Here is a 24,041-nt window from a genome sequence, read left to right on the forward strand (position 1 = left end):
GCGCCCCCCCCGCCCGTGCAGGGGGGACACAGGAGGGGGGGGGGGGCCGGAAAACCAGGGCTCGCCCCTTTCGCCGACGAAGCGCCGAGCGGCACTGCCCCCCCACCCAACCCTCCCCACCGCAAGCGGGGGGAGGGCTCGAGCCTGCCATCGCAGCATGGCGAATTCTGAAGCCGTCGCCCTTGTCCAAGACCGCGCCTTTGCTATCCAGGGGATGACAATTTGCTCATCTTGACGCTGCGCCATTGAACGGCCGCATCGGCTACGACATGGTCGCGCTCGCGGTTCTCCCCGCGATTCAGCTGAGATCAGGAATAGCCGATGCGCCCGTTGAGTTTCGCCGTAGCAGCGCTTGCCGTCGTAGCGCTCGTGGTCGGCCAACAGACCGGCGCGGCCGGGACGATCGGCCTGGGCGTGGTCGGGCTGCTGCTGGCGGCGGCGACCTTCCGCGCGCAGACGATCGCGACCTTCCTGAAGATCTTCTCGGTCATCTTCGCGGTCGAGTATGTGCTGACGGGAGCGGCCGCCGTTCTCGCCCAGACCGGCTTCTGGCCGGCGAGCCTGCAGGCTCTCGCGCCGCCGCCGAGCCTCCCGATCACGATCGCCGTCTTCGGCCTCGTCGTCTACGGGATTTCGTTCGTGCCGGCGATCCAGCGCATCGCGCGACTGGCCTCGCCCTATTTCGAGGCCCCCGAGCGCACCACCGCGACGCTGTGGCCGGCCAAGCCCTTCAGCATCGGCACCGGGCGCATGGGCGTCCTGCTGCTGGTTTTCCTCGTCGTCCTGAACCAGCTCCAGGTCGGCATCTCGCTGCGCCTGTCCTTCTTCAACCGCGATTTCTACAATGCGATCCAGGAGAAGGACGCGGCGAGCTTCTGGTACCAGTTGATCTTCGTCTTCAGCGTCTGGGCCGGCATCTCGGTTGTGTCCAATCTGATCGAGCTCTTCGCCAACTATACGCTTCTGATCCGCTGGCGCCGCTGGATGGCTGAAAAATTCAGTGCGGCCTGGCTGCGCCAGGGCACGCATTACCGCGTCGCGCTCGCCGGCACCGCCGACAACCCCGACCAGCGAATCGCAGAGGACACCCGGGCCTTCGTCAACAACACCTATAATTTCGCGCTTCCGCTGCTGACGCAGGTGTCGACGCTGGTCTCGTTCTCGATCATCCTCTGGTCGATCCCGGTGGCGAGCATGGTGCCGGGCACGGAGATCAGCATCCCCGGCTTCATCTTCTGGATGGCGCTGTTTTATTCGATCGCCGCGACCTGGATCGCGCATATGATCGGCAAGCCGCTGATTTCACTGGAGTTCGAGCAGGAGCGGCGCGAAGCGAATTTCCGCTTTTCGCTCGCTCGCCTGCGCGAATATTCCGAACAGATCGCGCTGATGCGTGGCGAAGGCGCAGAGCAGCGGCATCTGAGCGAGCGCTTCGGCGATATCGTCGCCAACTTCTACCGGCTGGTCTGGGCGAGGCTGAAGCTGAGCACCTTCACCTACTCCTTCGGGCAGGCCAACGTCGTCGTGCCCTACATCCTGCTGGCGCCGCATTACTTCGCCAACAAGATCACGCTCGGGATCATGACCCAGGTCGCCTCCGCCTTCGACCGCGTGCAGACGGCGATGTCCTTCTTCATCAGCAGCTATCAGGCGATCGCCCAATACGTCGCGGCGATCAACCGCCTCACCACCTTCGAGACCGCGATTGCCCAGGCGCGGGCCGCCACGATCGACGACAAGACCATCCATCGCGCTCCAGCCGATGGCCGGGATGTGCATCTCGCAGCGGTGACGCTGACGCTGCCCAACGGTTCACCGATCGTGCGGGCCGACGCCCTGGATCTCGGCGCCGCGCGGCGCACGCTCGTGGTCGGCCCCTCGGGCTCGGGCAAATCGACGCTGTTTCGCGCGATCGCCGGCATCTGGCCCTTCGGCGAGGGCAGGGTCGGCATTCCCGCCGACGCCGACATCATGCTGCTGCCGCAGCGGCCCTATCTGCCGCAAGGCACGCTTCGGGCGGCGCTGGCTTATCCGGCCGAGGCTGTCGTCTACAGCGACGACGCGATCCGTGAGGCGATGGACAAGGTCAAGCTCGGCCATCTGCGCGACCGGCTCGACGAAATCGATCTCTGGGGCCAGCGCCTCTCGGGTGGCGAGCAGCAGCGGCTGGCGGTGGCGCGCGCGCTCCTCGCCAAGCCCGACTGGCTGTTCCTCGACGAAGCGACGGCCTCGCTCGACGAGAAACTGGAAGGCGAGATCTATGCGACGCTCGACCGCGAGCTGCCGCAGGCGCGCATCGTCTCGATCGGCCATCGCTCGACGTTGCGCGAGATGCACGATGCCGTGGTGACGATGGAGGCCAATGACGACGGCACCTTCACGCCGCGCATGGCGGCGAAGGCGTAACGCTCGGGAGCAAAACCGTGGCCGAGCGAAGATGCTTCGTCTGCAACCACATCTTCGAGAATACGAGGCCCGTCTGCCATGTCGTCTTTTTTGATGACGGGGAAATTCAGGTCGATTGCGGCCAGGACGATCACGGCGACGCCGACGAATTCTCCAGAAGCTTCTGCCTGGTCGGGCTGAATCACATCGTGGTCCGCGACGAATCTTTGCCGGAGATATTTCGACGGGAGAAGCCCAACACGAGCTTCGGCCGAAACGACGCGCAGTCGCCCTGGATCAGCTACGTCCTCTGACAAGAAGCGCTGAAAGGCAGCAGCCTGCTACGAAGTTCTCAGAGCGCGCGGTCGAATTGCAGTTCGCCGGCACCGCCCTTGAGCACGAGCTTGCCATTGACGAGATCCCATTTCTGGGTGGCGCGCAGCGCCGTCAGATAGCTCCGCTCGAAATCCGACAGGCCCTTGTCGCAGCTGCGCTTGGTCAGGGCCAGCGGGCCGACGGCGAAGGATTGCTGCCGCAACGGGTAGGCCGCCGCAGAAAAGGTGTTGCAGCCGGCAAAGCCGGTGCCGCGCAGGTTCTGGTCCACCATGAGCGTCGCGCGCCGGTCGGAGATCGGCTTGCCGTTGAGCGAAACGGCGGTCCAGGACGCGCCGAGCGGGAAGTTTTTTTCCTGCTGCTGCTGGACCGGCGCCGATTGCGGCGTGCCCAGTTCCTCGCGCGATGGCATCGGCTGGCGGCGCTGCGCCAACGCGCCGGTCGGCATCAGCATGGGCGCAGCCAGGATGGTGAGCAAGGCAGCATAGCCTAGGCGTCGAATCATTGTCGTCTTACCCGGTCGTCCTGAAGTCACATGCAGGACCCTAGCCTATCGGCCCGCCCCTGTGAAAGCGCGTAGCGGCGTATCGTCCCGCAATCAACCGGCAAGCGACGCCGTGGATGATTTCAGGCCGTCGGCCGGATGCTTGCACAGGACATTTTCAGCCAGCGGCTGCATCCGGATCGTGGCCAGAGCCGTAGTCACCAAATACGTCGGAAACACGAGGTCCAGTGGCCGGCCCCATCCCCCCGGGGCTGTCCGCGACAGGCGAGGCCGCTGCCCCCAGCGGCGGCCTCGTTCTTCCTGCGGATGCGGGACGCCAGCCAGCCGTGGGCCGGCGTCTCGTCAGATACGCGCCTGAAGCCGCTCGATCAGCGGGTTGGCCTTGCGGAAGACATAGGCCGGTGCGCTGACGGTGATGTCGTCGCCCCCCGCCTTCGCCAGATGGTCGACCAGCGCAAACACCGCTTTCTCCGGGCAGTGGATCGTCACGACACCGCCTGCCGCACTCGCTCCCAGGGGCAGCCTCGCACCAAAAAGTGCGGCGAGATCGCCCAGCGTATCCGAGGCGCCATCGAGCCGCGCCCGGATTTCCCTGACCGAGCGCGCCTCCTCCTCCGCCGCGATCCGCGACAGGATCGCCTTGGCGGCGGTCTTCGCCCGCTCGCCCCAGGGCGCGCGCACGGAGGCGACGAGGTTCGCTTCGGAGGCCAGCATCACGCCGTCGTCGAGGATCTTGAGCGCGTTGGCCGACAGGGTCGCGCCCGTCGTGGTGATGTCGACGACGATCTCGGCTGTGCCGGCGGCCGGCGCGCCCTCGGTGGCGCCCAGGCTCTCGACGATGCGGTAATCGGCCAGCCCGTGGCTGGCGAAATAGCGGCGCGTCAGGTTGACGTATTTGGTGGCGACGCGGAGCTTGCGGCCGTGACGGCTGCGCATCGTCGAGGCGACATCGTCGAGGTCGGCCATGGTCCGCACGTCGATCCAGGCCTGCGGCACGGCGACGACGACATTGGCGTGGCCGAAGCCGAGCGGGGTCAGCATCTCGACGGCCGCATCGGCATCGGCGACCTGCTCGCGCACCAGATCCTCGCCGGTGATGCCGAGATGGGCGGCGCCCGAGGCCAGTTGCGAGACGATCTCGGAGGCCGAGAGAAAGGCGACCTCGGCCCCCTCGACACCGGCGATGGTGCCGCGATAGTCGCGCTCGCCGCGCGACTTGACGAATTTCAGCCCGGCGCGGCCGAAGAAGGCAGTGGCGTTCTCCTGCAGCCGGCCCTTGGAGGGCACGGCGAGAACCAGCGGAGCATCGTTCACGACAGGGGCGTCACTCATGCTGCGTCTCCCGTCAGCCGCTCGAGCCAGATCGACGCGCCCACCGCCGGAATCGGCGCGGCCGCGCCCAGCCGCCCGAGCACCTGGTCGTAGCGGCCGCCGCCCGCAACCGGCTTGCCGTCGCTGCGCGCGGCGTCGTGAAGCTCGAAGATGAAGCCGGTGTAGTAGTCGAGATTGCGGGCGAAGGCGGCCTGGAAGCCGATCGCGCTCACATCGACGCCGCGCACGGCGAGGAAGCCGGTCCGCTCGTCGAAGGCGTCGAGCTCACGGCCGAGATCGAGCGAGGCCTGGTCGGCGAGCGCGCGCAGTGCGGCAGACGCCGTATCGGGATCGCCCGTGATCGCCAGCACCTGCGCCAGCAGCGCCTTGACGTCGCCATTGACCGGGTTCTCGCGCTCGGCGGCGCGGGCCAGGAAGCGCTCGGCGATGTCGCCCGCGCTGCGGCCGCCGACGGTGGAGATGCCGGCGATCGACAGCACGTCCTCGACGAAGGCCTTGGCCGCCTTGGGGTCCTGTCCCTCCAGCGCCTTGAGCAGGCCGGCATGGGCGGTCTCGCCCTCGGGCGTCGGCGGATCGAGCGCATCGACGGCCTGCGCGCCCTTGCCCTGAACGACGGCGCGCATCAGGCGGCGGCGGGCGCCGGCCGGAACCGACAGACCGTCCAGCAGCGCACCGAGCAAGGCGACGTCGCCCATCAGGATCTTCGGCTGGGCGAGGCCGAGCGCGGCGGTGGCCTCGACCGTCAGCGCCATGATCTCGGCATCGGTCGCGGCGAAGTCGTCGCGGCCGAAGGATTCGATGCCGGCCTGCGCGAATTCGCCGGGCTCGCCCGAGCGCATGCGGAAGACGGGGCCGGCATAGGCATAGGCTGCGGGCTCGCTGGAGCCGGAGGCGATGTGATCGAGCGCGACGGGGATGGTGTATTCCGGCCGCAGGCACCAGTCGCGGCCCTCGGAATCCTGCGTCATGAAGATGCGCCGGCGGATATCCTCGCCGGACAGGTCGAGGAAGACATCCGCCGGCTGCAGGATTGCGGGCTCGGCGCGGGCATAACCCTCGCGCGCGAACAGCGCGATCACGGTCTCGATGCTGGCTGCGGTCGCGGGCACGGCGGTCAATCCTGTTACGGGCGCTGTCCTAGCAGCGGCGGACGGGATTTTCGAGGCATTTGAGGGAAATGGGTGAACGGGAATCTCCTGCCGTCATGCTCGGGCCTGACCCGAGCATGACGGGACGATGGAGGCGCGGGAGGCGACGTCATGCTCGGGCTTGACCCGAGCATCTCATGCCGACAGAGGCGCTCTCACCTCCTCCTGCCCGAGATTCTCGGATCTCCGCTATGCTTCGTCCGAGAATGACATCGGATAGATGTCCTGGAACAGGTCGCGCCAATCTGGATTCGCCTTCTCGACAAGGTCGATCTTCCAGGCACGCAGCCAGCGCTTCAGGCTCGTCTCGCGCTGGATCGCGAGATCGATGTGATCGAACTGCTCGAACCAGACCAGCTTGTCCAGATTGTAGTGTGCCGTGAACGAGCGCCCAGCGATTTGCTTGTGCTCGCCCACGCGCCGAACGAGATCGGCCGTCACTCCAAGGTAAAGCGTGCCCCTCGGCTTGTTGGTCATGATGTAGACGAAGGACGGTTCAAGGTTCACGTCATTCTCGGGCGAAGCGAAGCGCAGACCCGAGAATCTCCGGCAAGAGATGCTCGGGTCAAGCCCGAGCATGACGCGTGTCGTTACCCGTGCCGCGCGAGCACCGTCTTCACACCCGCGACCAGCCCCTCGACCGGCACGGAAAACTGCGCCTCCGCCTGCTTGGCCTTGTGCTCGGCGGAATCCTTCACGTCGCGGCTGGCGGCCGCGAGTTCGGCGCCCAGGATCAGGTCCTTGATCACGACCGTGCCGGCCTCGCGCTCCGACGAGCCCTGGATGATGGCGCAGATCGCGCCGCGGCGGTCGGCATATTTCATCTGGGCGTTGAAGCCGGACGAACCCAGATAGAGATCGGCGCGGCAGAGCGGCTTGCCGTTGTCGTCCTTGGCCTGGCGCAGCGCGGACACCATCGCCTGATAGCCCGGCATGAACTCCGGCGACTTGTTGTCCATCGCAGTGACGACGACGAGCGGGAGTTCGTTCCTGGCATCGACGATGGGCGACTTCACCGCCTTTAGAGCCGAATAGAGCCGGGACACGCCGATCGAGAAGCCGGTCGCCGGCACAGGCTCGGGCCGGAAGCGGCCGACCAGCCCGTCATAACGCCCACCACCCGCGACCGAGCCGAAGCGCACGACCTGCCCTTGATCGTTCGGGACTTCGAAGGTCAGTTCGACCTCGTAGACCGGGCCAGTGTAGTATTCGAGGCCGCGAACGACGGACGGGTCGATGCGGATGCGGTTGCTACCGTAACCGGCCGCTTCGCAGAGATCCGCAAGCTGGAGCAATTCTTCCGCGCCCTGCCGCCCAGTCTCGCTCGCTGACCGCTCTAGAAGTGACCGCGCAATCCGCAGATTGTCGATGAATTTGGTCCCGCTGGTATCGCGGACCATATCTGCCAAGTCGCGCCCGACGTGATCCGACGCATCGGATACATGCTCGAAATCAACAGTCGCATTCATCATGCGGGTCTGGTCAGCCGCGCTCAGCCCTGCACCTTTGGTGAAATCTCCGCTCTCGTCCTTGCGGCCCTCGCCGAGCAGGAGCCGCACGCCTTCCGGCCCAAACTTGTCGAGCTTGTCGATCGCGCGCAGCACCGTCAGCCGCCGCCCGGCATTCTCCTCGCCGCCGAGACCGATCGCCTCCATCACGCCGTCGAGCACCTTGCGGTTGTTCACCTTGACGACATAGTCGCCGCGCTTGATGCCGAGCGCCTCCATCGTGTCGGCGGCGAGCATGCAGATCTCGGCATCGGCAGCGACCGAGCCCGCGCCGACGATGTCGGCGTCGAACTGCATGAACTGGCGAAAGCGGCCCGGGCCCGGCTTCTCGTTGCGGAAGACATAGCCGGCGCGATAGCTGCGATAGGGCTTTGGCAGCGCGTCATAATTCTCCGCGACATAGCGGGCGAGCGGCGCGGTCAAATCGTAGCGCAGCGAGAGCCACTGCTCGTCATCGTCCTGGAAGGAGAAGACGCCCTCGTTGGGGCGGTCCTGATCGGGCAGGAACTTGCCGAGCGCGTCGGAGAACTCAATGAGCGGCGTCTCCACGGGATCGAAGCCATAGCGCGAGAAGCTCTCGCGGATCACCGCCAGCATGCGCTCGGTGGCGGCGACATCGGCCGGGCCACGATCGACGAAGCCGCGCGGCTGGCGGGCCTTCAGCTTGGAGGGGGCGGGCTTGTCGGCGGACATGGGCGTCTGAACTCGAGTTGGGTCGTCGCAATACGAAACGTATGGGCGCGGGTTATCCCTTACGGATAGGGCGGGCAAGCCAGTCGTGCGTCATTCTCGGGCGTAGCGCAGCGCAGACCCGAGAATCTCCAGACGGGAAAGCGCGGGAGCCTCTCTCGGCCCGAGATGCTCGGGTCAAGCCCGAGCATGACGTGCGTGACTACTCCGCCGCCACCAGCGCCGCCTCGCGCAGCGGGCGATCCGCGATGCCTGCCCGCGCCAGCTTCTCCGGCAAGGGGCCGCCGGTCGCCCAGTCCAGCAGCTCGGCGGTGTGGACGACCGGGGTGGTGGCGCCCTTGTCGGCGAAGCCCTTGGCGAGCTGGGTCATGCAGCCGATATTGCCGGTCGCGACCAGCATCGGCTTGGTCTTCTGGATGTTGCCGACCTTGCGCTCGCGCAACTGCCCCGCGATCTCGGGCTGGAGGATGTTGTAGACGCCGGCCGAGCCGCAGCAGATGTGGCCCTCCGGCGCCTCCTTCACCGCGAAGCCGACGCCCGAGAGCAGGCGCTTGGGGCCATCCTTGAGCTGCTGGCCATGCTGCATCGAGCAGGCGGAGTGGTAGGCGATCGGCATGGTCACATCCCGAACCGGCACGAGGTCGAGCGTCGCGACGAACTCCGTGACGTCCTTCGCCAGCGCCGACACCCGCTCCGCCCTGGCGGCATAGGCCGGCTCGTTGCGGAACATGAAGCCGTAATCCTTGATCGTGGTGCCGCAGCCCGAGGTCGTGATCAGGATCGCGTCGAGCCCCTTGCCTTCGATCTCGGCCGTCCAGGCGTCGATATTGGCCCGGGCGAAGGCGTGGGCGTCGTGCTCGCGGCCCATATGGTGGACGAGCGCGCCGCAGCAGCCCTCCCCCTTCGGCAGCACGACCTCGACGCCATGGCGGGTCAGAAGCCGGATCGTCGCCTCGTTGATGGCGGGGTCGAGCACCGGCTGCGCGCAGCCGGAGAGGATCGCGACGCGCTTTCCGCGCGGGGTGGCGACGGGGGCGAATGTCTGCGGCCCCTCCATGGTCGAGCGCGAGGGCAATTTGGAGGGCGCCAGCGCCAGCATCGCCTTCAGCCGCGCGCCGATCAACGGCAGGGCGCCGAGCACCGGCCCCAGCGGCTTGGCCAGCACGGCGCCGAGCATGGCGGTTCGGAAGCGGCCGGGATAGGGCAGGATCGCGCCGAGCACGCGCCGCAGCAGCCGGTCATGCCAGGAGCGCTCATAGGTCTCCTCGATATGGGCGCGGGCATGATCGACGAGGTGCATGTAGTTCACGCCCGACGGGCAGGTCGACATGCAGGAGAGGCAGGAGAGGCAGCGGTCGACATGCTTGACCACCTCCTGCGTCGCCGGCTTGCCGTTCTCCAGCATGTCCTTGATCAGGTAGATGCGCCCGCGCGGGGAATCGAGCTCGTCGCCGAGCAGGAGATAGGTCGGGCAGGTGGCGGTGCAAAAGCCGCAATGCACGCAGGTCCGCAGGATCTTCTCCGAGGCGGGCAGGCGCGGGTCGGAGGCGAGATGGGCGGGTGTGAAATTGGTTTGCATGGCCTATCCGTTTCGCCTGCCCGTCATGCTCGGGCTTGACCCGAGCATCTCGTCCCGAGAGATTCTCGGGTCTGCGCTTCGCTTCGCCTGTGAATGACGACTCACGTCACACACCCGCATACATCCGGCCGGGCTCGAAAATCCCCGCCGGATCGAAACTCGTCTTGATGCCGGCGCTGACCCGCATCAGCGGCTCCGCCAGCGGCTCGAACACCGGCACCGTGGCGCGGATCGCGGCTGGCGCACGCACCAGGGTCGCATGGCCGCCGAACGGCTGAACGGCGGCGCGGATCACGGCGGCGCCGGCATCTGCCTTGGCAGGGAGGCCGAGCCAGACGAGCCCGCCGCCCCAGTCGTAGAAGCAGCGCATCGCCGGCAGCGCCTGCTTGATCGCCGCCACCGCCTGCGGAGCATCATAGGGCTTCAGTGAGAGGCGCCACACCGCCTCGCTCGTGCGGGCGAAGACGGCGGCATCGCGGATCTTGCGCCAGAGCGCAGCGGCGGCCTCGCCCTCCAGCCGTTCGGGCTCGCCATAATCGCCCAGCAACAGCGCGAGCTCGCCGGTACGGTAATCGATGGAATCCGAGAAGTTCTCCAGCCGCAAGAGCGTCAGCGATTCCTCGGCCTCGATCCGCGCCGGCAGATGCGCCGCCGCCATCGGCTCGAAGGGCGAGCCCAGCCCCTTGGCCCGCAGCGCCACCCCAGCCCCGTCCGAGAGGCCGCGCCAGACCAGCGTGACGATGCGCTCCGGCATCGGCAGCACGCGGAAGGTCACTTCGGTGAGGAAGCCGAGTGTGCCATAGCTGCCGGCGACGAGCTTCACCAGATCGAGCCCGGTGACGTTCTTCATCACGCGCCCGCCCGATTTGATCGCCTCGCCGCGGCCATTGACCAAGCGGACGCCGATCAGCGAGTCGCGGGCCGCGCCGGCATTGATCCGGCGCGGGCCGGAGATGTTGCCGGCGGCGACAGCGCCGATGGTCGGCTCGCCCTCGCTCCCGAGCAGCGCGCGATGGTCCATCGGCTCGAAGGGCAGCATCTGGCCGCGATCGGCCAGCGTCTTCTGGACCTCGGCGAGCGGTGTGCCGGCGCGCGCGCCGATCACCATCTCTGCGGGCTCATAGAGCGTGATTCCAGTCAGGCCGGCGCTCGACAGCGTGCTGTGCGTCTGCGTCGGGCGGCCGAGGCCGCTGCGCGTGTTGCCGCCGATGATCGAGAGCGGCGTGGCGCTGTCGATCACGGATCTGACGATGGCGCAGGCCTGCGCCTCGGTGGTGGGGACGTGGAGGGTCATAGATGCGCTCCACCGTCATTCCGGGGCGCCGCAACGCGGCGAGCCCGGAACCCAGAACCGATGCCCATTGTGCGTAAAGCAGACGGAACCGGCCCTGCCGACGACCCAGCGCATCGGTTCTGGGTTCCGGCCTCTTCGCTGCGCGAAGCCCCGGAATGACGGGTGAGGTTCACCGCGACAGCAAAGGGTAGAGATCGCCCCACAGCGGATTGTTCTCCTCGATCAATCTGATTTTCCAATCCCGCCGCCACTTCTTCATTTCCTTCTCGCGATCGATCGCTTCTTGCGCGGTCGGATACTCCTCGTACCAGACCAGTCGATCGACACCGTATTTGCGCGAGAAGCCCGGCAGAACCTTGCTTTTGTGTTCGTTCACCCGCCGCGCAAGATCGCGCGTCACGCCGAGATAGAGCGTTCCATGCTGCCTGCTTGCCAGCAAATAGACGTGAAACGGCAAGACCACCCTCCTCCGTCATTCCGGGGCGCTGCAAAGCAGCGAACCCGGAACTCAGAACCGATGCCGCTTCAAGAGAGAACGAACCGTGCCGTTCAGGCAAGCTACGATCCGCATCGGGTCTGGGTTCCGGGCTCTTGGCTGCGCCAAGCCCCGGAATGACGGAGACGTTCTTCACGCCGCCACCCGTCCTTCCAGCGGGAACACCTTCGCGGGGTTGAGCAGCCAGCTCTGATCGAACACCGCCCTCACCCGCATCTGCTGGGCGAGATCCTCCGGGTTGAACTGGAAGGTCATCAGGTCGCGCTTCTCGATGCCGACGCCGTGCTCGCCGGTCAGGCAGCCGCCCACCTCGACGCAGAGCTTGAGGATGTCCATGCCGGCATCCTCGGCCTTCTGCGCCTCGACCGGATCGTTGCAGTTGTAGAGGATCAGCGGGTGAAGATTGCCGTCGCCGGCGTGGAAGACGTTGGCGACGCGCAGCCCATAGCCCTTGACGATCTCGTCCATGCGCCTGAGCACATAAGGCAACTGCCCGGTCGGGATCGTGCCGTCCATGCAGATATAGTCGGCGATGCGGCCGGTGGCGCCGAAGGCGGATTTGCGGCCCTTCCAGATCGCGGCGGCTTCCATCGCGGATTTGCTTTCCTTGACCGTCTTGACGCCGTGCTCCCTGGCGATGGTGACGATGCGGGCGAGCTGGGCGTCCATCTCGGTGTCCGAGCCCTCGACCTCGATGATCAGCAGCGCCTCGACATCCATCGGATAGCCGGCATGGGCGAAGGCCTCGCAGATCTCGATGGCGGGCTTGTCCATGAACTCCATCGCCACGGGGATGATGCCGGCGCCGATGATGGCCGCGACCGCCTCGCCGGCCTGCTCGCTGGTGGGAAATCCGAACAGGACCGGGCGCGCGCCTTCCGCCGCGCGCAGGATACGCACGGTGGCTTCCGTGACGATGCCGAGCTGGCCTTCCGAGCCGACGATCAAGCCGAGGATATCGAGGCCGGGCGCATCGAGATGGGCGCCGCCGATCTCGACGATCGAGCCGTCCAGCATGACCAGCGTGACGCCGAGCACGTTGTTGGTGGTGACGCCGTATTTCAGGCAGTGGGCCCCGCCGGAGTTCATGCCGATATTGCCGCCGATCGAGCAGGCGAGCTGCGAGGAGGGATCGGGCGCGTAGAAGAAGCCTTCGGCCATGACCTCTCCGGTGACGGCGAGGTTGGTGACGCCGGCCTGCACGCGGGCGACACGGTTGGCGTAATCGATCTCCAGAATGCGGTTCATCTTGGAGACGCCGATGACGACGGCGTCCTCCTGTGGAATCGCGCCGCCGGCGAGCGAGGTGCCGGCGCCGCGCGGCACAACCGGCACGCCCTGCTCGCCGCAGAATTTCAGGACGGCGGCCACCTCCTGCGTGGTCGAGGGCAGCACCACCGCCATCGGCAGGCGGCGATAGGCGGTCAGCGCGTCGGTCTCGTAAGGCCTGCGCTCGTCGGCGGAGGTGATCAGCGCCTCGGGAGGCACCAGGCGCGCGAGCCCGGCGACGATCTCATCGCGGCGGGCGAGGATGCCCTGGTCAGGGATGGGAAAGGCGATCGCAGACATGGCGGTTTCCTCCGGCGTGGCCCGCCTCAACCCTCATCCTGAGGAGCAAACAAAGCTTGCGTCCCGAAGGATGATCCAGAGCGCTCTGGAGCATTTTTCGGGACGCCGCTTCGCGGCTCCTCAGGATGAGGGCTCGCGTGACGAAGCGATGACACTAGACCAATTCCAACTGGCGTGCAGTGCGACCTACGTCCATGATTGTTTCCAAACTGGAAAAGGTGAGCGATGGACCGCTTCGGGGATCTCGACGTCTTCGCCCATGTCGTCACCGCCAGGAGCATGTCGGCGGCGGGGCGGCAGCTCAACCTCTCGCCGGCTGTGATCTCGAAGCGCATCCGCCGGCTCGAGGAGCGGCTGGGCGTCAGGCTGCTGCAGCGCACGACGCGGCAGCTCTCGCTGACCGAGGCCGGACAGGGCTTCTACGAGCGCGTGGTCTCGATCCTGTCCTCGATCGAGGATGCGGAAGCCTGGGTCGCCAGCGGCGCCGGCCAGGCCCGCGGAACGCTGCGCGTCTCGGCCCCGACCTCCTTCGGCCGGCTGCACATCGCGCCGCATCTCAAGCCCTTCCTCGATGCGCATCCGCTGGTCAGCGTCGAACTCGTGCTCAGCGACGCCTTCCTGGACATCGTCGGCGAGGGCTTCGACCTCGCAATCCGGATTGCCGACCTGCGCGATTCGAGCCTCGTGGCCAAAAGGCTGGCGCCCAATCACCGCGTGCTGTGCGCGACGCCGGGCTATCTCGCGGCGGCCGGCGTGCCGTCGAACATCGAGGAGCTGTCGCGGCACACCCTGATCGCCCACAATGCCGACCATTGGCGGCTCGACGGGCCGGAGGGGCCGGTGAGCGTCCGGGTCAACGGCCCATTGCGGACGAACTCCAGCGAAGTGGTGCGCGAGGCGCTGCTGGCGGGGCTCGGCATCGCACTGCGCTCGACCTGGGATGTCGGGCCGGAGCTGAAGTCGGGAGCGCTGCAGCGGGTCCTGCCGGCCTATTCGGTCGGCAACCGCGTCGCCGTACACGCAATCTATCCCAGCCGCCGGCACATGGAGCAGAAGGTGCGCGCCTTCGTCGACTATCTCGGCGAGCTCTACGGGCAGACGCCCTATTGGGATGCCGGACTGGAGCTGTAAAGATAGGGCGCGCCCATCGGCAGCCCCCAGGCGGAGACAGGATCAATGTTCGGCATCCTCGAAGGCACAGGCTCGACTGTGCTGGACCCGCGCTTCCACCGCGTCATTCCGGGTTCCGCCCGGGTCGAGCGGCTCTGGAGCGGGTCGCGCTGGGCCGAGGGGCCGGCCTGGTTTCCCGCGCACAACACGCTGGTCTGGTCCGACATCCCCAACGACCGGATGCTGCGCTTCGATGCGCTGACCGGCCAGGTCGGCGTCTTCCGCCAGCCGGCGCGGAATTCCAACGGCAACACGGTCGATCCGCAGGGGCGCCTCGTCACCTGCGAGCATGGCGGGCGGCAGGTGACGCGGACCGAGCATGATGGGCGCATCACCGTGCTCGCGAGCCACTGGCAGGGCAAAAGGCTGAATTCGCCCAATGATCTCGTGGTGAAATCCGATGGCTCGATCTGGTTCACCGATCCCGATTACGGCATCCTCAGCGATTATGAGGGCAACAAGGCGCAGAGCGAGATCGGCGCCTGCCATGTCTACCGCATCGATGGGCAGAGCGGCGCGCTGACCATCGTCGCCGACGATTTCGTCAAGCCCAACGGGCTGGCCTTCTCGCCCGACGAGCGCATCCTCTACATCGCCGACACAGGCGCCAGCCACGATCCTGCCAACGGGCCGCGCCATATCCGGGCCTGCGAGGTCAGTCCCGATGGCAGTGGGCTTGGTCGCTCGACCGTCTTCGCGACATGCACGGCGGGGCTGTTCGACGGCTTCCGTCTCGATGTCGAAGGCCGGGTCTGGACCAGCGCCGCCGACGGCGTCCACATCTACCACCCGGACGGCACGCTGATCGGCACCATCGCGATCCCCGAGGTCGTCGCCAATGTCTGCTGGGGCGGGCCCAAGCTGAACCGGCTCTTCATCTGCGGCACGAGCTCGCTCTATGCGGTGATGACGAACACCAACGGGGCCGTGTGGCCCGGACATAGCTGAGCGACTAAGGCTCGCGCGATCGTCATTGCGAGCGCAGCTGCCCGTGGCATAGCCCTTGCTCAACTGCATGCACCTTCTCCCGTGGAGCTGCATGCATGTTCAAACGTCTGGCTATTTCGGCCGCACTCGCCTTTTCCCTCGCCACGGCGGCGCAGGCGGAATCGGTGGTGCGCTACGGCATCTCGCTGGCGGACATTCCGCTGACCTCCGGCCAGCCCGATCGCGGCGCCGGCGCCTACAAGTTCACCGGCTACACGATCTACGATCCGCTCGTCGCCTGGGAGATGGATATCGCCGACAGGCCGGGGAAGCTTGTTCCCGGGCTCGCCACGGAATGGAAGGTCGATCCGGCCGACCCAAAGAAGTGGCTGTTCACGCTGCGCGACGGCGTCAAATTCCATGACGGCTCGGCGCTCGATGCCGCCGCCGTGGTCTGGAACCTCGACAAGGTGCTCGACGAGAAGGCCGCCCATTACGACCGCCGCCAGGCCGCTCAGGTCAAGCCGCGCCTGCCCTCGGTGGCGAGCTATCGCGTCATCGATGCCAAGACGGTCGAGATCACCACCAAGGCCGTCGATTCCTTCTTCCCCTACCAGATGCTCTGGTTCCTGGTCTCCTCGCCGGCGCAATACGAGAAGGTCGGCAAGGACTGGGACAAGTTCGCGATGACGCCGTCGGGCACCGGCCCGTTCAAGCTCGACAAATTCGTGCCGCGCGAGCGGGCCGAACTGGTCAGAAACGCCGATTACTGGGACAAGAAGCGCCTCGCCAAGGTCGATCGCCTGATCCTGCTGCCGATGCCGGAGGTGCTGGCGCGCACCAATGCGCTGATCACCGGCCAGGTCGACATGATCGAGACCCCGGCGCCCGACACGGTGCCGCAGCTCAAATCAGCCAAGATGCGAATCGTTGAGAACGTGACGCCCCATGTCTGGAACTACCATCTCTCGGTTGCTCCGGGCTCGCCCTGGCAGGATGTGCGCCTGCGCAAGGCGCTCAACCTCGCCATCGACCGCGAGGGCATCGTCGCGCTTCTGAACGGGCTGGCGCGCCCGGCCTCGGGCCAGGTCGATCCGACCAGCCCGTGGTTCGGCAAGCCCTCCTTCCAGATCAAATACGATCCGGAAGCCGCGAAGAAGCTCCTGGCCGAGGCCGGCTATTCCAAGCAGAAGCCGCTCAAGACGACCTTCGTTATCGCCCAGGGCGGCTCGGGCCAGATGCAGTCGCTGCCGATGAACGAGTTCATCCAGCAGAATCTGAAGGATGTCGGCATCGAGATCGAGTTCAAGGTCGTCGAGCTCGAGGTGCTCTACACGCGCTGGCGCAAGGGCGCGAAGGACGAGATGAATGCCGACGTCACCTCGAACAACATCGCCTATGTCACCTCGGACCCGCTCTACGCCATCATCCGCTTCTTCCACTCCAACCAGGTCGCCCCGGTCGGCGTGAACTGGGGGGCATGGTCGAGCCCGGCGGTGGACGCCCTGCTCGACGAGGCCGCCAAGAGCTTCGACGTCGCCAAGCAGGACGAATTGCTCGCCAAGGCGCACAGCCTGATCGTCGACGATGCGGTGCTGGGCTGGGTGGTGCACGACACCAACCCGCATGCGCTTTCGCCGAAGGTGACGAAGTTCGTGCTGGCGCAGCACTGGTTCCAGGACCTCACGACGGTCGGGGTCGATTGATCCAAACCATCGCCGGGGCGATCAGCGCCCCGGCAGATCGGCTTTCACGCGATCGATGACGAAGGGCATGGCGAAGCCGATCACCAGGAAGCGCATCAGGTGGTGGGAGCCGACATAAAGCGTGTCGAGCCCCATCGCGAAGGCCAGCATCGCCATCGCCTCCAGCCCGCCGGGCGCGAAGGCCGTCATCGCACTCGCATAGGACACGCCCGCCAGCCGCGCCGCCGGCCAGGCGAAGGCGAAGGCCACAGCCAGCGAAACGACGAGGCCGCCTGCCGCCAGCGGGAACAGGCTAAGCAACTCGTTGCGCGGGATATGCGCGATACGGCCGCCCATCGTCGCGCCCAGCATGATCAGCACGGCGATCTGGACCTGGGGCGGCAAGGTGCCCTGGATCAGGCCGGTGCCATGCAGGACCGCGCTGGCGAAGGTGGCGCCGAACATCATCGGCGCCGCGACGCCCATGCGCTCGAACACCAGCCCGACGGCAAAGCCGCTCAGCAGCAGCACCAGCATCGTCCCGGCGCCGACAATCACGGAGGCTGACACCGGCAGATCGGGATGGAGGCCGGTCATTTGCATGGCGCTCGGCAGGAATGCGACGAGCACGAGCAGCCGGAAGAGCTGGACGACGGAAATGCGCCCGACATTGGCACCCTTGGCCTGGGCGACCGCGAGGATCGTCGCCAGCGCACCGGGCGTGGCGGCCAGCAGCGCATCGACCCAGGACCAGCGCGCCACATAGCGCAGATAGGCGCCCGTCGAGGCCATGATCGCCGCCATGCCCGCCAGAAGAACCAGGAGCGAGCCCGGATAGCGGGCCGCAGCTGCCAGCGCCTCGGGCGTCGCGGCCGAACCGATGATCGTGCCCGAGAGCAGCACCGTCGAATCGAACCAGGAGCGGCGCAGGACCGGCAGCGGCCGAATGAAGGCCACGACGGCGCTCAGGATCATCGAGCCGGAAAGCCATGCGGCCGGCGCGCCGATGAGGGAAAACAGCGCGCCGCCGACGGCTGCGATGCCGATGACGACCGCCTCGCGCCACCAGACCGCAAGCCGTGTCGAAGGATAACCGAAGCGTACCATGGCGTCCCTGCCGCGCGTGCCGCGACGCAGCACGCGCGTTCATGACGGTACGATCCGACCGGGTCAATTTCCGCCGCGTCGCCCGCGCGCAAGACAGGCCTGCGCCAGAGGCGCCTCAGCCGGAGAGCGCCCGCTGCAGCCGCGCCACGACCTCGACGAGATCGGAGGATTTGCGGGCGAAACAGAGCCGCAGGCCCGTCTCGCCGCCCGGCCCGAAGGCCGTGCCCGGCGCGAGGCCGACATTGGCGGTGTCGACGAGTTCGATGGCGAGCGCGCGCGAATCCTCGCGGCCATCGACCGAGAAGAACTGGTAGAAGGCCCCGTCCGGCGGGGACAGCGTAACGCGGTTGGTCGCCTTCAGGCCCTCGGCGATGATCCTGCGCCCTTCCTTCGCGCGGGCGATCTGTTCGGCGACGAAAGGTTCGCCCTCCTCGAGCGCCGCGATCGCCGCACGCTGGACGAAGACCGGCGAGCCCGAGGTCGAATACTGGATCAGGTTCTCGATGACCTGGCCGAAGGCCGGCGGCGCCTCGATCCAGCCGATGCGCCAGCCGGTCATGGCCCAGTTCTTCGAGAAGGTCTGGACGAAGAGGACGCGATCGTTTTCATCCATGATGTCGTGGAACGATGCGGCGCGGGCCGAGCCGTCATAGACGAAGCGGGCATAGATCTCGTCGGCGATGATCCAGACGCCGTGCTTGCGCGCCAGCGCCAGGATCGCGGCGAGTTCGTCCTTCGTCGCGGTCCAGCCGGTCGGGTTGGCGGGCGAGTTGATCGCGATGGCGCGGGTCTTGGGCGTGATCGCCGCGGCCAGCCGGTCGAGATCGAGCGAGAAGCGGCCCTGGACATAGTCCATCGGGACATTCACCGGAATGGCGCCGCCAATCCCGATCGCGGCGGCGACGTTGGGCCAGGCGGGCGTCGGGATCACGACCTCGTCCCCCGGGCCGGTGATCATCCGCACGACGATCTGGACCGCCTGCATGCCCGAGCCGGTGATGAAGAAGCGGTCCATCGCGAAGGGCTGGCCGTAAAGCGTGGTGTGATAGCGCGCCAGGGCCTCGCGGAGATCGGGAATGCCGCGCTGCCAGGTGTAGAAGGTCTCGCCGGCGGTCAGCGATGCATTGGCGGCGCGTGCGATGAAATCGGGCGTGGGCAGATCGCCCTCGCCGACCCAGAGCGGGATCAGCCCTTCCTTCAGCCGGCCGTGATTGACGACCTCGACGATGCCGCTCTCGGGCGCGTTGCGGGCTTCGGGGCGCAGCCCGGACAACAGGCTTTCGCCCGCAAGCGTGACGGTGGACATGGGTTTGGAACTCGCGGCTGTGGTCCGCCACCTTTAGCCCATGGCGCAGCGCGATGGCATGAAATCGCGAGATCGGGTCGATCGGTCGCGGTGATGAATCGCGACCGATCGAGGCCGGATCAGACCGTCTTCTGCTTCAGCAGATCGCGGATTTCCGACAGCAGCACGACGTCCTCGGCGGGGGCGGCGGGAGCCTTCGGCTCCTCCTTCTTCTGTTGCGCGAGCCTGTTGATGCCCTTGACCACGAGGAAGAGGACGAAGGCGATGATCATGAAGTTCACGGCGATGGTGATGAAGTTGCCATAGGCCAGCACGGCGCCCTGCTTGCGCGCCTCGGCCAGCGTCGTGGCCGTGATGCCGCTGTTGAGACCGATGAAATGGTTGGAGAAATCGACGCCGCCAAGCGCACCGATGAACGGCATGATGATGTCGTTGACCAGCGATTCGACGATCCGGCCGAAGGCCGCGCCGATGATCACACCGATCGCGAGATCGACGACATTGCCTTTCAGCGCGAACTTCTTGAATTCCTCGAGCATGCTTGGTCCCCTCTCCAGTCTGGCGCCCCGAGCCCGGTCGGTGACGCAGCGTCGCGAAACGAGACGCTAGAGAAGAATGTCGGATGTGGAAACCGGTTCCCACCTGCTAACCTGCCGAACAGGGGTCCGCTCAGCGCGTCGCCCGACGATGGAGGCAACATGATCCCGGCGTGGTCCGTCGTCCTGGTGGCGCTGGCCTATCTGTGCGCCTTGTTTGCCGTCGCCCATGCCGCCGACACCTCCGGTCGCCGGCTGGTCAGCGGCAAGGCGCGGGCGACGATCTACGCGCTGGCGCTCGGCGTCTACTGCACCTCCTGGACCTTCTACGGATCGGTCGGCTTCGCCAGCCGGGCGGGGCTCGACTTCCTCGGCATCTATGTCGGGCCGATCCTGGTCATCGGCTTTGGCCACCGCTTCGTCGGCCGCATCGTCAGCATCGCGAAGTCGCAGAACATCACCTCGATCGCCGATTTCGTCGGGGCGCGCTACGGCAAGAGCGAGCGCGTCGCGGCGCTGGTCTGCCTCGTCGCGGTGATCGGCGCCCTGCCCTACATCGCCCTGCAGCTCAAGGCGGTGGCGAGCTCGCTCTCCGTGCTGCTGACGGCGACGGGAGGGCGCCCGGCGAGCCCCGACGCGCCCGTCCTGACCGATCTCGCCTTCCTGGTCGCGCTGGTGCTGGCCGGCTTCGCCTGCGCCTTCGGCACGAGGCATATCGATGCCACCGAACATCAGGACGGCCTCGTGCTGGCGATCGCTGTCGAGTCGCTGGTCAAGCTGGTGGCCTTCCTCGTGCTCGGCATCTTCGTCGTCTACGGCCTCTTTGACGGCGCGGGCGACCTCCTCGCACAGGCGGCGAAACTCCCCGACGGCATGGTGCCGATCTGGGAGCGGACCTCGAACTGGCCGACCTTCCTGACGCTGACGGCGCTTTCGGCCTGCGCCGCGCTGCTGCTGGCGCGGCAATTCCATATGACGATCGTCGAGAACCGCGACGCCCGCGACGTCCGCCGCGCCGCCTGGATGTTCCCGATCTACCTCATCCTGATCAACCTGTTCGTGCTGCCGCTGGCGATCGCCGGCGAATTGCTGATGCCGGGCGCGGGCGTCGATCGCGACATGACCGTGCTGCTGCTGCCCCTCCAGAAGGAGGCCGGGCTGCTCGCATTGCTGGTCTTCGTCGGCGGCCTTTCGGCGGCGACCGCAATGGTCATCGTCGCCTCGGTTGCGCTCGCCATCATGATCACCAACCATCTCGTCATGCCGCTCATGCTGCGCGGACGCCGCGGCCTGAGCGATCCGGCCGGCTCGAAGGCGCAGTTGGAGGCGCAAGGGCCAGGCTACGGCACGATGGGCGGCGATCTCGGCTCGCAGGTGGTGATCATCCGGCGCATCGCGATCCTCAGCGTCATCCTGCTCGGCTATGCCTATTACCGCGCGGCCGGCGAGCAGGCGCTGGTGTCGATTGGATTGCTCTCCTTCGCGGCAACCGCGCAGATCGCGCCCGCCTTCTTCGGCGGCGTCGTCTGGCGTCGCGGTACGGCGCTGGGGGCAGCCGCCGGGCTGACGGTGGGCATCGCGACCTGGGCCTACACGCTGCTGATGCCGAGCCTGGCCCATCCGGGCAGCTATTGGGGCGAGATCGTCGCGCTCGGCCCCTTCGGCAAGGCGGCACTGCGGCCCGAAGCCCTGTTCGGGCTCGACCTGCCGGCGCTACCCCATGGCGTGGTCTGGAGCCTGGGCCTGAACATCCTGGCCTATATCGGCTTCTCGCTGCTGCGTCCGGCGACCGCGATGGAGCGGCTTCAAGCCAATGCCTTCGTCGAATCCGACCGGGCGACGATGGCGCAGTCCTTCTCGCTCTGGCGCTCCAGCGTCACGGAAGCCGAGCTGCAATCGACGATCGGGCGCTATCTCGGCCAGGAGCGGACGCAGCGCGCCTTCGAGGGCTTTGCCAGCAGCCGCGGCGAGGAGCCGATGCCGACGCGCGACGCCGACATCCATCTGCTGCGCTTCGGCGAGCATCTTTTGTCCTCGGCGATCGGCGCGGCGTCCTCGCGCCTGGTGCTGTCGTTGCTGCTGCGGCGGCGCAACCTCTCCACCGAGGCCGCCTTCAAGCTGCTCGACGACGCTTCGGCGGCGCTGCAATACAACCGCGACATCGTCCAGCACGGGCTCGACCATGCCGGCCAGGGCATCACCGTGCTCGACCGCGACCTGCGGCTGCTCGCCTGGAACCAGGCCTTCATCCAGCTCTACGACCTGCCGGCCTCGATGGTGCGCTTCGGCATCGGGCTCGACGAAATCGTGCGCTACAACGCGGCGCGCGGCGCCTATGGCGACGGCCAGCAGGACGAGCTGATGGCGGCGCGGCTGCAAAGCTTCGTGCGCGACCGCGAACCGGTGCGGCTCAAGCTCTATCCGTCCAAGAAGGTCATCGAGATCCGCACCAATCCGCTGCCCGATGGCGGCTTCGTCACGACCTATACCGACATCACGCAGGCCGTGGAGGCACAGGAGGAGCTGGAGCGCACCAATGAAAGCCTGGAGCGGCGCGTCGTCGAGCGGACGGAGGAGATCCTGCGCGTCAATGCCGAGCTTCAGCGCGCCAAGGGACAAGCCGAAGAGGCCAATGCCTCGAAGACGCGCTTCCTCGCCGCCGCCAGCCACGACATCCTGCAGCCGCTGAACGCGGCGCGCCTCTATGCGACCTCGCTGGTCGAGCGCGACCGGGCAGCAGGGAGCCCCGACCTCGCCGAGAACATCGATGCCTCGCTCGACGCGGTCGAGGAGATCCTGACCGCGCTGCTCGAAATCTCACGCCTCGACGGCGGCGCGCTGAAGCCGGAACTGACCTCGTTCCGGCTCGACGAGCTGGTGCGGCAGCTGCAGCGTGAATTCGAGCCCAGCGCGCAGGAAAAGGGCCTCAAGCTCGTGTTCATGCCGACGAGCCTGGCGCTGCGCTCCGACCGGCGGCTGCTGCGCCGGCTGCTCCAGAACCTCGTCTCGAATGCGATCAAGTACACGCCCAGCGGCAAGGTCTTGATCGGCTTCCGCCGACGCGGCCCGCAGGTCTCGGTCGAGGTGCTCGATACGGGCTTAGGCATTCCCCAGGGCAAGCAGAAGACCGTGTTCCGCGAGTTCCAGCGGCTCGACCAGGGCGCCAGGGTGGCCCGGGGGCTCGGACTGGGGCTCTCGATCGTCCAGCGGATCGCCCGCACGCTCGATCACAAGCTGACGCTCGATTCCGTCCCGGGCCGAGGCAGCCGCTTCGCGGTGCTGGTACCGCGCGCCTCGCCCTTGCCCGAGATGAGCACGAGCGCGGCGCCGCGCCAAATCCCGGCTGGGCAGCTCGCAGGGCTCAAGCTCCTCGTCATCGACAACGAGCCGACGATCCTCGACGGGATGAAGCGGCTGCTGGAAGGCTGGGGCTGCAAGATCACCACCGCCGCCGGGCTCGACGAGGCCCTGGTCGCGCTGAAGCGTGGAGAGCCCGACGTGCTGATCGCGGACTACCATCTCGACCATGGCAACGGCCTCACCGCGATCAGCACCCTGCGCGAACGCTCGCGGGCGCCAATGCCGGCGATCCTGCTGACGGCCGATCGCTCGCCGAATGTCCGTGAGGCGGCGGCCGCGCTCGACGTCCATCTGCTCAACAAGCCGTTGAAACCCGGCGCGCTGCGAGCCCTCCTGGCGCAATGGCGGGCGACGCGCGTCGCGGCCGAGTAACGTCGCTCAGGGCCTGACGGTCGCGCTCTCCCGCATCGCGGCCTCGGATGCGAGGAAGGCCTCCACCTCAGGGCCCGGCGGCGGACTCTCATCCATCGTCCCGATCTCGGCCATCAGCCTCGCGACGGGAACATAGGCGCGCCCCTTGCGATCGTAGAGCGCGGCGCGCACGAGGGTATGGGCGGCGACGATCTCCGAGCCGTCGCTCGCCCGGCTCAGCACGCGATGCTGGATGACCAGCCAGGTTTCCGTCCAGCACAGGATCGCGGTTTCGATCCGAAACGGCTGGAACGGGCGCAGTTCACGGCGGAAGCGGATCATGCCGGCATTGACCACCGGCACCCAGCGATGCCGCAGCACGGCCCGCCAGAACCCCGTCCGCAGCATCAGATCGGTGCGCCCGAGATCCATCAGCGACCAGTAGCGGCCATTGTTCATGTGCAGCGAGGTGTCGAGGTCATGCGGCCAGACGCGAAAGCCCAGCAGGGACGGATCGCCCAGCAGCTTCAGCCGCGGGCCGAACGGGCTGGTCAGCAGCAGCCAGATCAGGCGGAACCAGAGATTCATGACGGCCTCGCGAGAGGAGGAGCCCTCGGTTCGCGACGTTCTAGCGAGTGATCGTTCATATGTAAACGATCAACGTACCTCGCGAAGCTCTCGGCGGCCGGGAGGCGGCCGGGATGACGGCGGCTGCCGTCTGGACTATGCGCATCGCACGCCCTTAGCCGGATTGCTCTCG

Annotated in this window: 19 protein-coding genes; 6 read left to right on the forward strand and 13 right to left on the reverse strand. The window is 67.0% G+C overall.

All coding sequences use genetic code 11. The annotated features are described in order from the left end of the window. Positions 1–321 precede the first annotated feature (321 nt). Positions 322–2,406 carry an ABC transporter ATP-binding protein/permease gene (locus AE618_RS02845; protein ID WP_054207547.1) on the forward strand — a complete coding sequence of 695 codons (2,085 nt, stop codon included), beginning with the start codon at positions 322–324 and terminating at the stop codon, positions 2,404–2,406. 17 nt (positions 2,407–2,423) lie between these two features. Continuing rightward, positions 2,424–2,699, forward strand: a complete 276-nt coding sequence (locus AE618_RS02850; RefSeq protein WP_054207548.1) for a hypothetical protein — start codon at positions 2,424–2,426, stop codon at positions 2,697–2,699. A 38-nt stretch (positions 2,700–2,737) separates the two neighbouring features. Here AE618_RS02850 and AE618_RS02855 read toward each other — a convergent pair whose 3' ends face one another. The 9 genes from AE618_RS02855 to AE618_RS02895 all read right to left on the reverse strand — a co-directional run bounded on the left by AE618_RS02855 (position 2,738) and on the right by AE618_RS02895 (position 12,839). After that, entirely contained in the window at positions 2,738–3,172 is a 435-nt protein-coding gene (locus AE618_RS02855) for an META domain-containing protein (protein WP_248310724.1), read from the reverse strand. A gap of 393 nt (positions 3,173–3,565) precedes the next feature. Further along, positions 3,566–4,555: an ATP phosphoribosyltransferase gene (gene hisG / locus AE618_RS02860; RefSeq protein WP_054207550.1), complete on the reverse strand. Its 990-nt coding sequence runs from the start codon at positions 4,553–4,555 to the stop codon at positions 3,566–3,568. Continuing rightward, complete coding sequence (locus AE618_RS02865; RefSeq protein WP_054207664.1) at positions 4,552–5,664, reverse strand: ATP phosphoribosyltransferase regulatory subunit; 1,113 nt, start codon at positions 5,662–5,664, stop codon at positions 4,552–4,554. The genes hisG and AE618_RS02865 overlap by 4 nt, the downstream gene beginning before the upstream one ends. 228 nt (positions 5,665–5,892) lie before the next feature. Continuing rightward, complete coding sequence (locus AE618_RS02870; protein WP_054207665.1) at positions 5,893–6,180, reverse strand: GIY-YIG nuclease family protein; 288 nt, start codon at positions 6,178–6,180, stop codon at positions 5,893–5,895. Between the two features lie 113 nt (positions 6,181–6,293). Then, complete coding sequence (hisS, locus tag AE618_RS02875) at positions 6,294–7,904, reverse strand: histidine--tRNA ligase (protein WP_054207551.1); 1,611 nt, start codon at positions 7,902–7,904, stop codon at positions 6,294–6,296. Positions 7,905–8,103: 199 nt separating this feature from the next. Beyond that, entirely contained in the window at positions 8,104–9,480 is a 1,377-nt protein-coding gene (glcF, locus tag AE618_RS02880) for a glycolate oxidase subunit GlcF (RefSeq protein WP_054207552.1), read from the reverse strand. Between the two features lie 106 nt (positions 9,481–9,586). Next, positions 9,587–10,774 carry an FAD-binding protein gene (locus tag AE618_RS02885; protein ID WP_054207553.1) on the reverse strand — a complete coding sequence of 396 codons (1,188 nt, stop codon included), beginning with the start codon at positions 10,772–10,774 and terminating at the stop codon, positions 9,587–9,589. 169 nt (positions 10,775–10,943) lie between these two features. Then, positions 10,944–11,231, reverse strand: coding sequence for a GIY-YIG nuclease family protein (locus tag AE618_RS02890; RefSeq protein WP_054207666.1), 288 nt, complete (start codon positions 11,229–11,231; stop codon positions 10,944–10,946). A 171-nt stretch (positions 11,232–11,402) separates the two neighbouring features. Next, entirely contained in the window at positions 11,403–12,839 is a 1,437-nt protein-coding gene (locus AE618_RS02895; protein WP_054207554.1) for an FAD-linked oxidase C-terminal domain-containing protein, read from the reverse strand. A gap of 225 nt (positions 12,840–13,064) precedes the next feature. On the opposite strand from AE618_RS02895, the gene AE618_RS02900 reads away from it, so the two are divergent. The 3 genes from AE618_RS02900 (at position 13,065) to AE618_RS02910 (ending at position 16,642) form a co-directional block, all read left to right on the forward strand. Further along, entirely contained in the window at positions 13,065–13,970 is a 906-nt protein-coding gene (locus tag AE618_RS02900; RefSeq protein ID WP_054207555.1) for a LysR family transcriptional regulator, read from the forward strand. A 45-nt stretch (positions 13,971–14,015) separates the two neighbouring features. Next, positions 14,016–14,957, forward strand: a complete 942-nt coding sequence (locus AE618_RS02905) for an SMP-30/gluconolactonase/LRE family protein (RefSeq protein WP_054207556.1) — start codon at positions 14,016–14,018, stop codon at positions 14,955–14,957. Positions 14,958–15,052: 95 nt separating this feature from the next. Next, the gene (locus tag AE618_RS02910) at positions 15,053–16,642 is read left to right on the forward strand and encodes an ABC transporter substrate-binding protein (protein ID WP_054207557.1); all 1,590 of its coding nucleotides are present in this window, start codon (positions 15,053–15,055) and stop codon (positions 16,640–16,642) included. 21 nt (positions 16,643–16,663) lie between these two features. On the opposite strand, the gene AE618_RS02915 is transcribed toward AE618_RS02910, so the two are convergent. From AE618_RS02915 to mscL, 3 genes are all read right to left on the reverse strand, one after another. After that, the gene (locus AE618_RS02915; RefSeq protein ID WP_156330068.1) at positions 16,664–17,728 is read right to left on the reverse strand and encodes an AbrB family transcriptional regulator; all 1,065 of its coding nucleotides are present in this window, start codon (positions 17,726–17,728) and stop codon (positions 16,664–16,666) included. A gap of 115 nt (positions 17,729–17,843) precedes the next feature. Next, complete coding sequence (locus AE618_RS02920; RefSeq protein WP_054207559.1) at positions 17,844–19,034, reverse strand: pyridoxal phosphate-dependent aminotransferase; 1,191 nt, start codon at positions 19,032–19,034, stop codon at positions 17,844–17,846. A gap of 119 nt (positions 19,035–19,153) precedes the next feature. Continuing rightward, complete coding sequence (gene mscL / locus AE618_RS02925) at positions 19,154–19,573, reverse strand: large conductance mechanosensitive channel protein MscL (protein WP_054207560.1); 420 nt, start codon at positions 19,571–19,573, stop codon at positions 19,154–19,156. Between the two features lie 159 nt (positions 19,574–19,732). Here mscL and AE618_RS02930 point away from each other — a divergent pair, with 159 nt between their 5' ends. After that, entirely contained in the window at positions 19,733–23,302 is a 3,570-nt protein-coding gene (locus tag AE618_RS02930; RefSeq protein WP_054207561.1) for a hybrid sensor histidine kinase/response regulator, read from the forward strand. Between the two features lie 6 nt (positions 23,303–23,308). On the opposite strand, the gene AE618_RS02935 is transcribed toward AE618_RS02930, so the two are convergent. After that, positions 23,309–23,869, reverse strand: coding sequence for a thioesterase family protein (locus AE618_RS02935; RefSeq protein ID WP_054207562.1), 561 nt, complete (start codon positions 23,867–23,869; stop codon positions 23,309–23,311). Between the last annotated feature and the right edge of the window lie 172 nt (positions 23,870–24,041).

Source organism: Allobosea vaviloviae, from assembly GCF_001298265.1.
In the GTDB taxonomy this organism is placed as follows: Bacteria; Pseudomonadota; Alphaproteobacteria; order Rhizobiales; family Beijerinckiaceae; genus Allobosea; species Allobosea vaviloviae_B.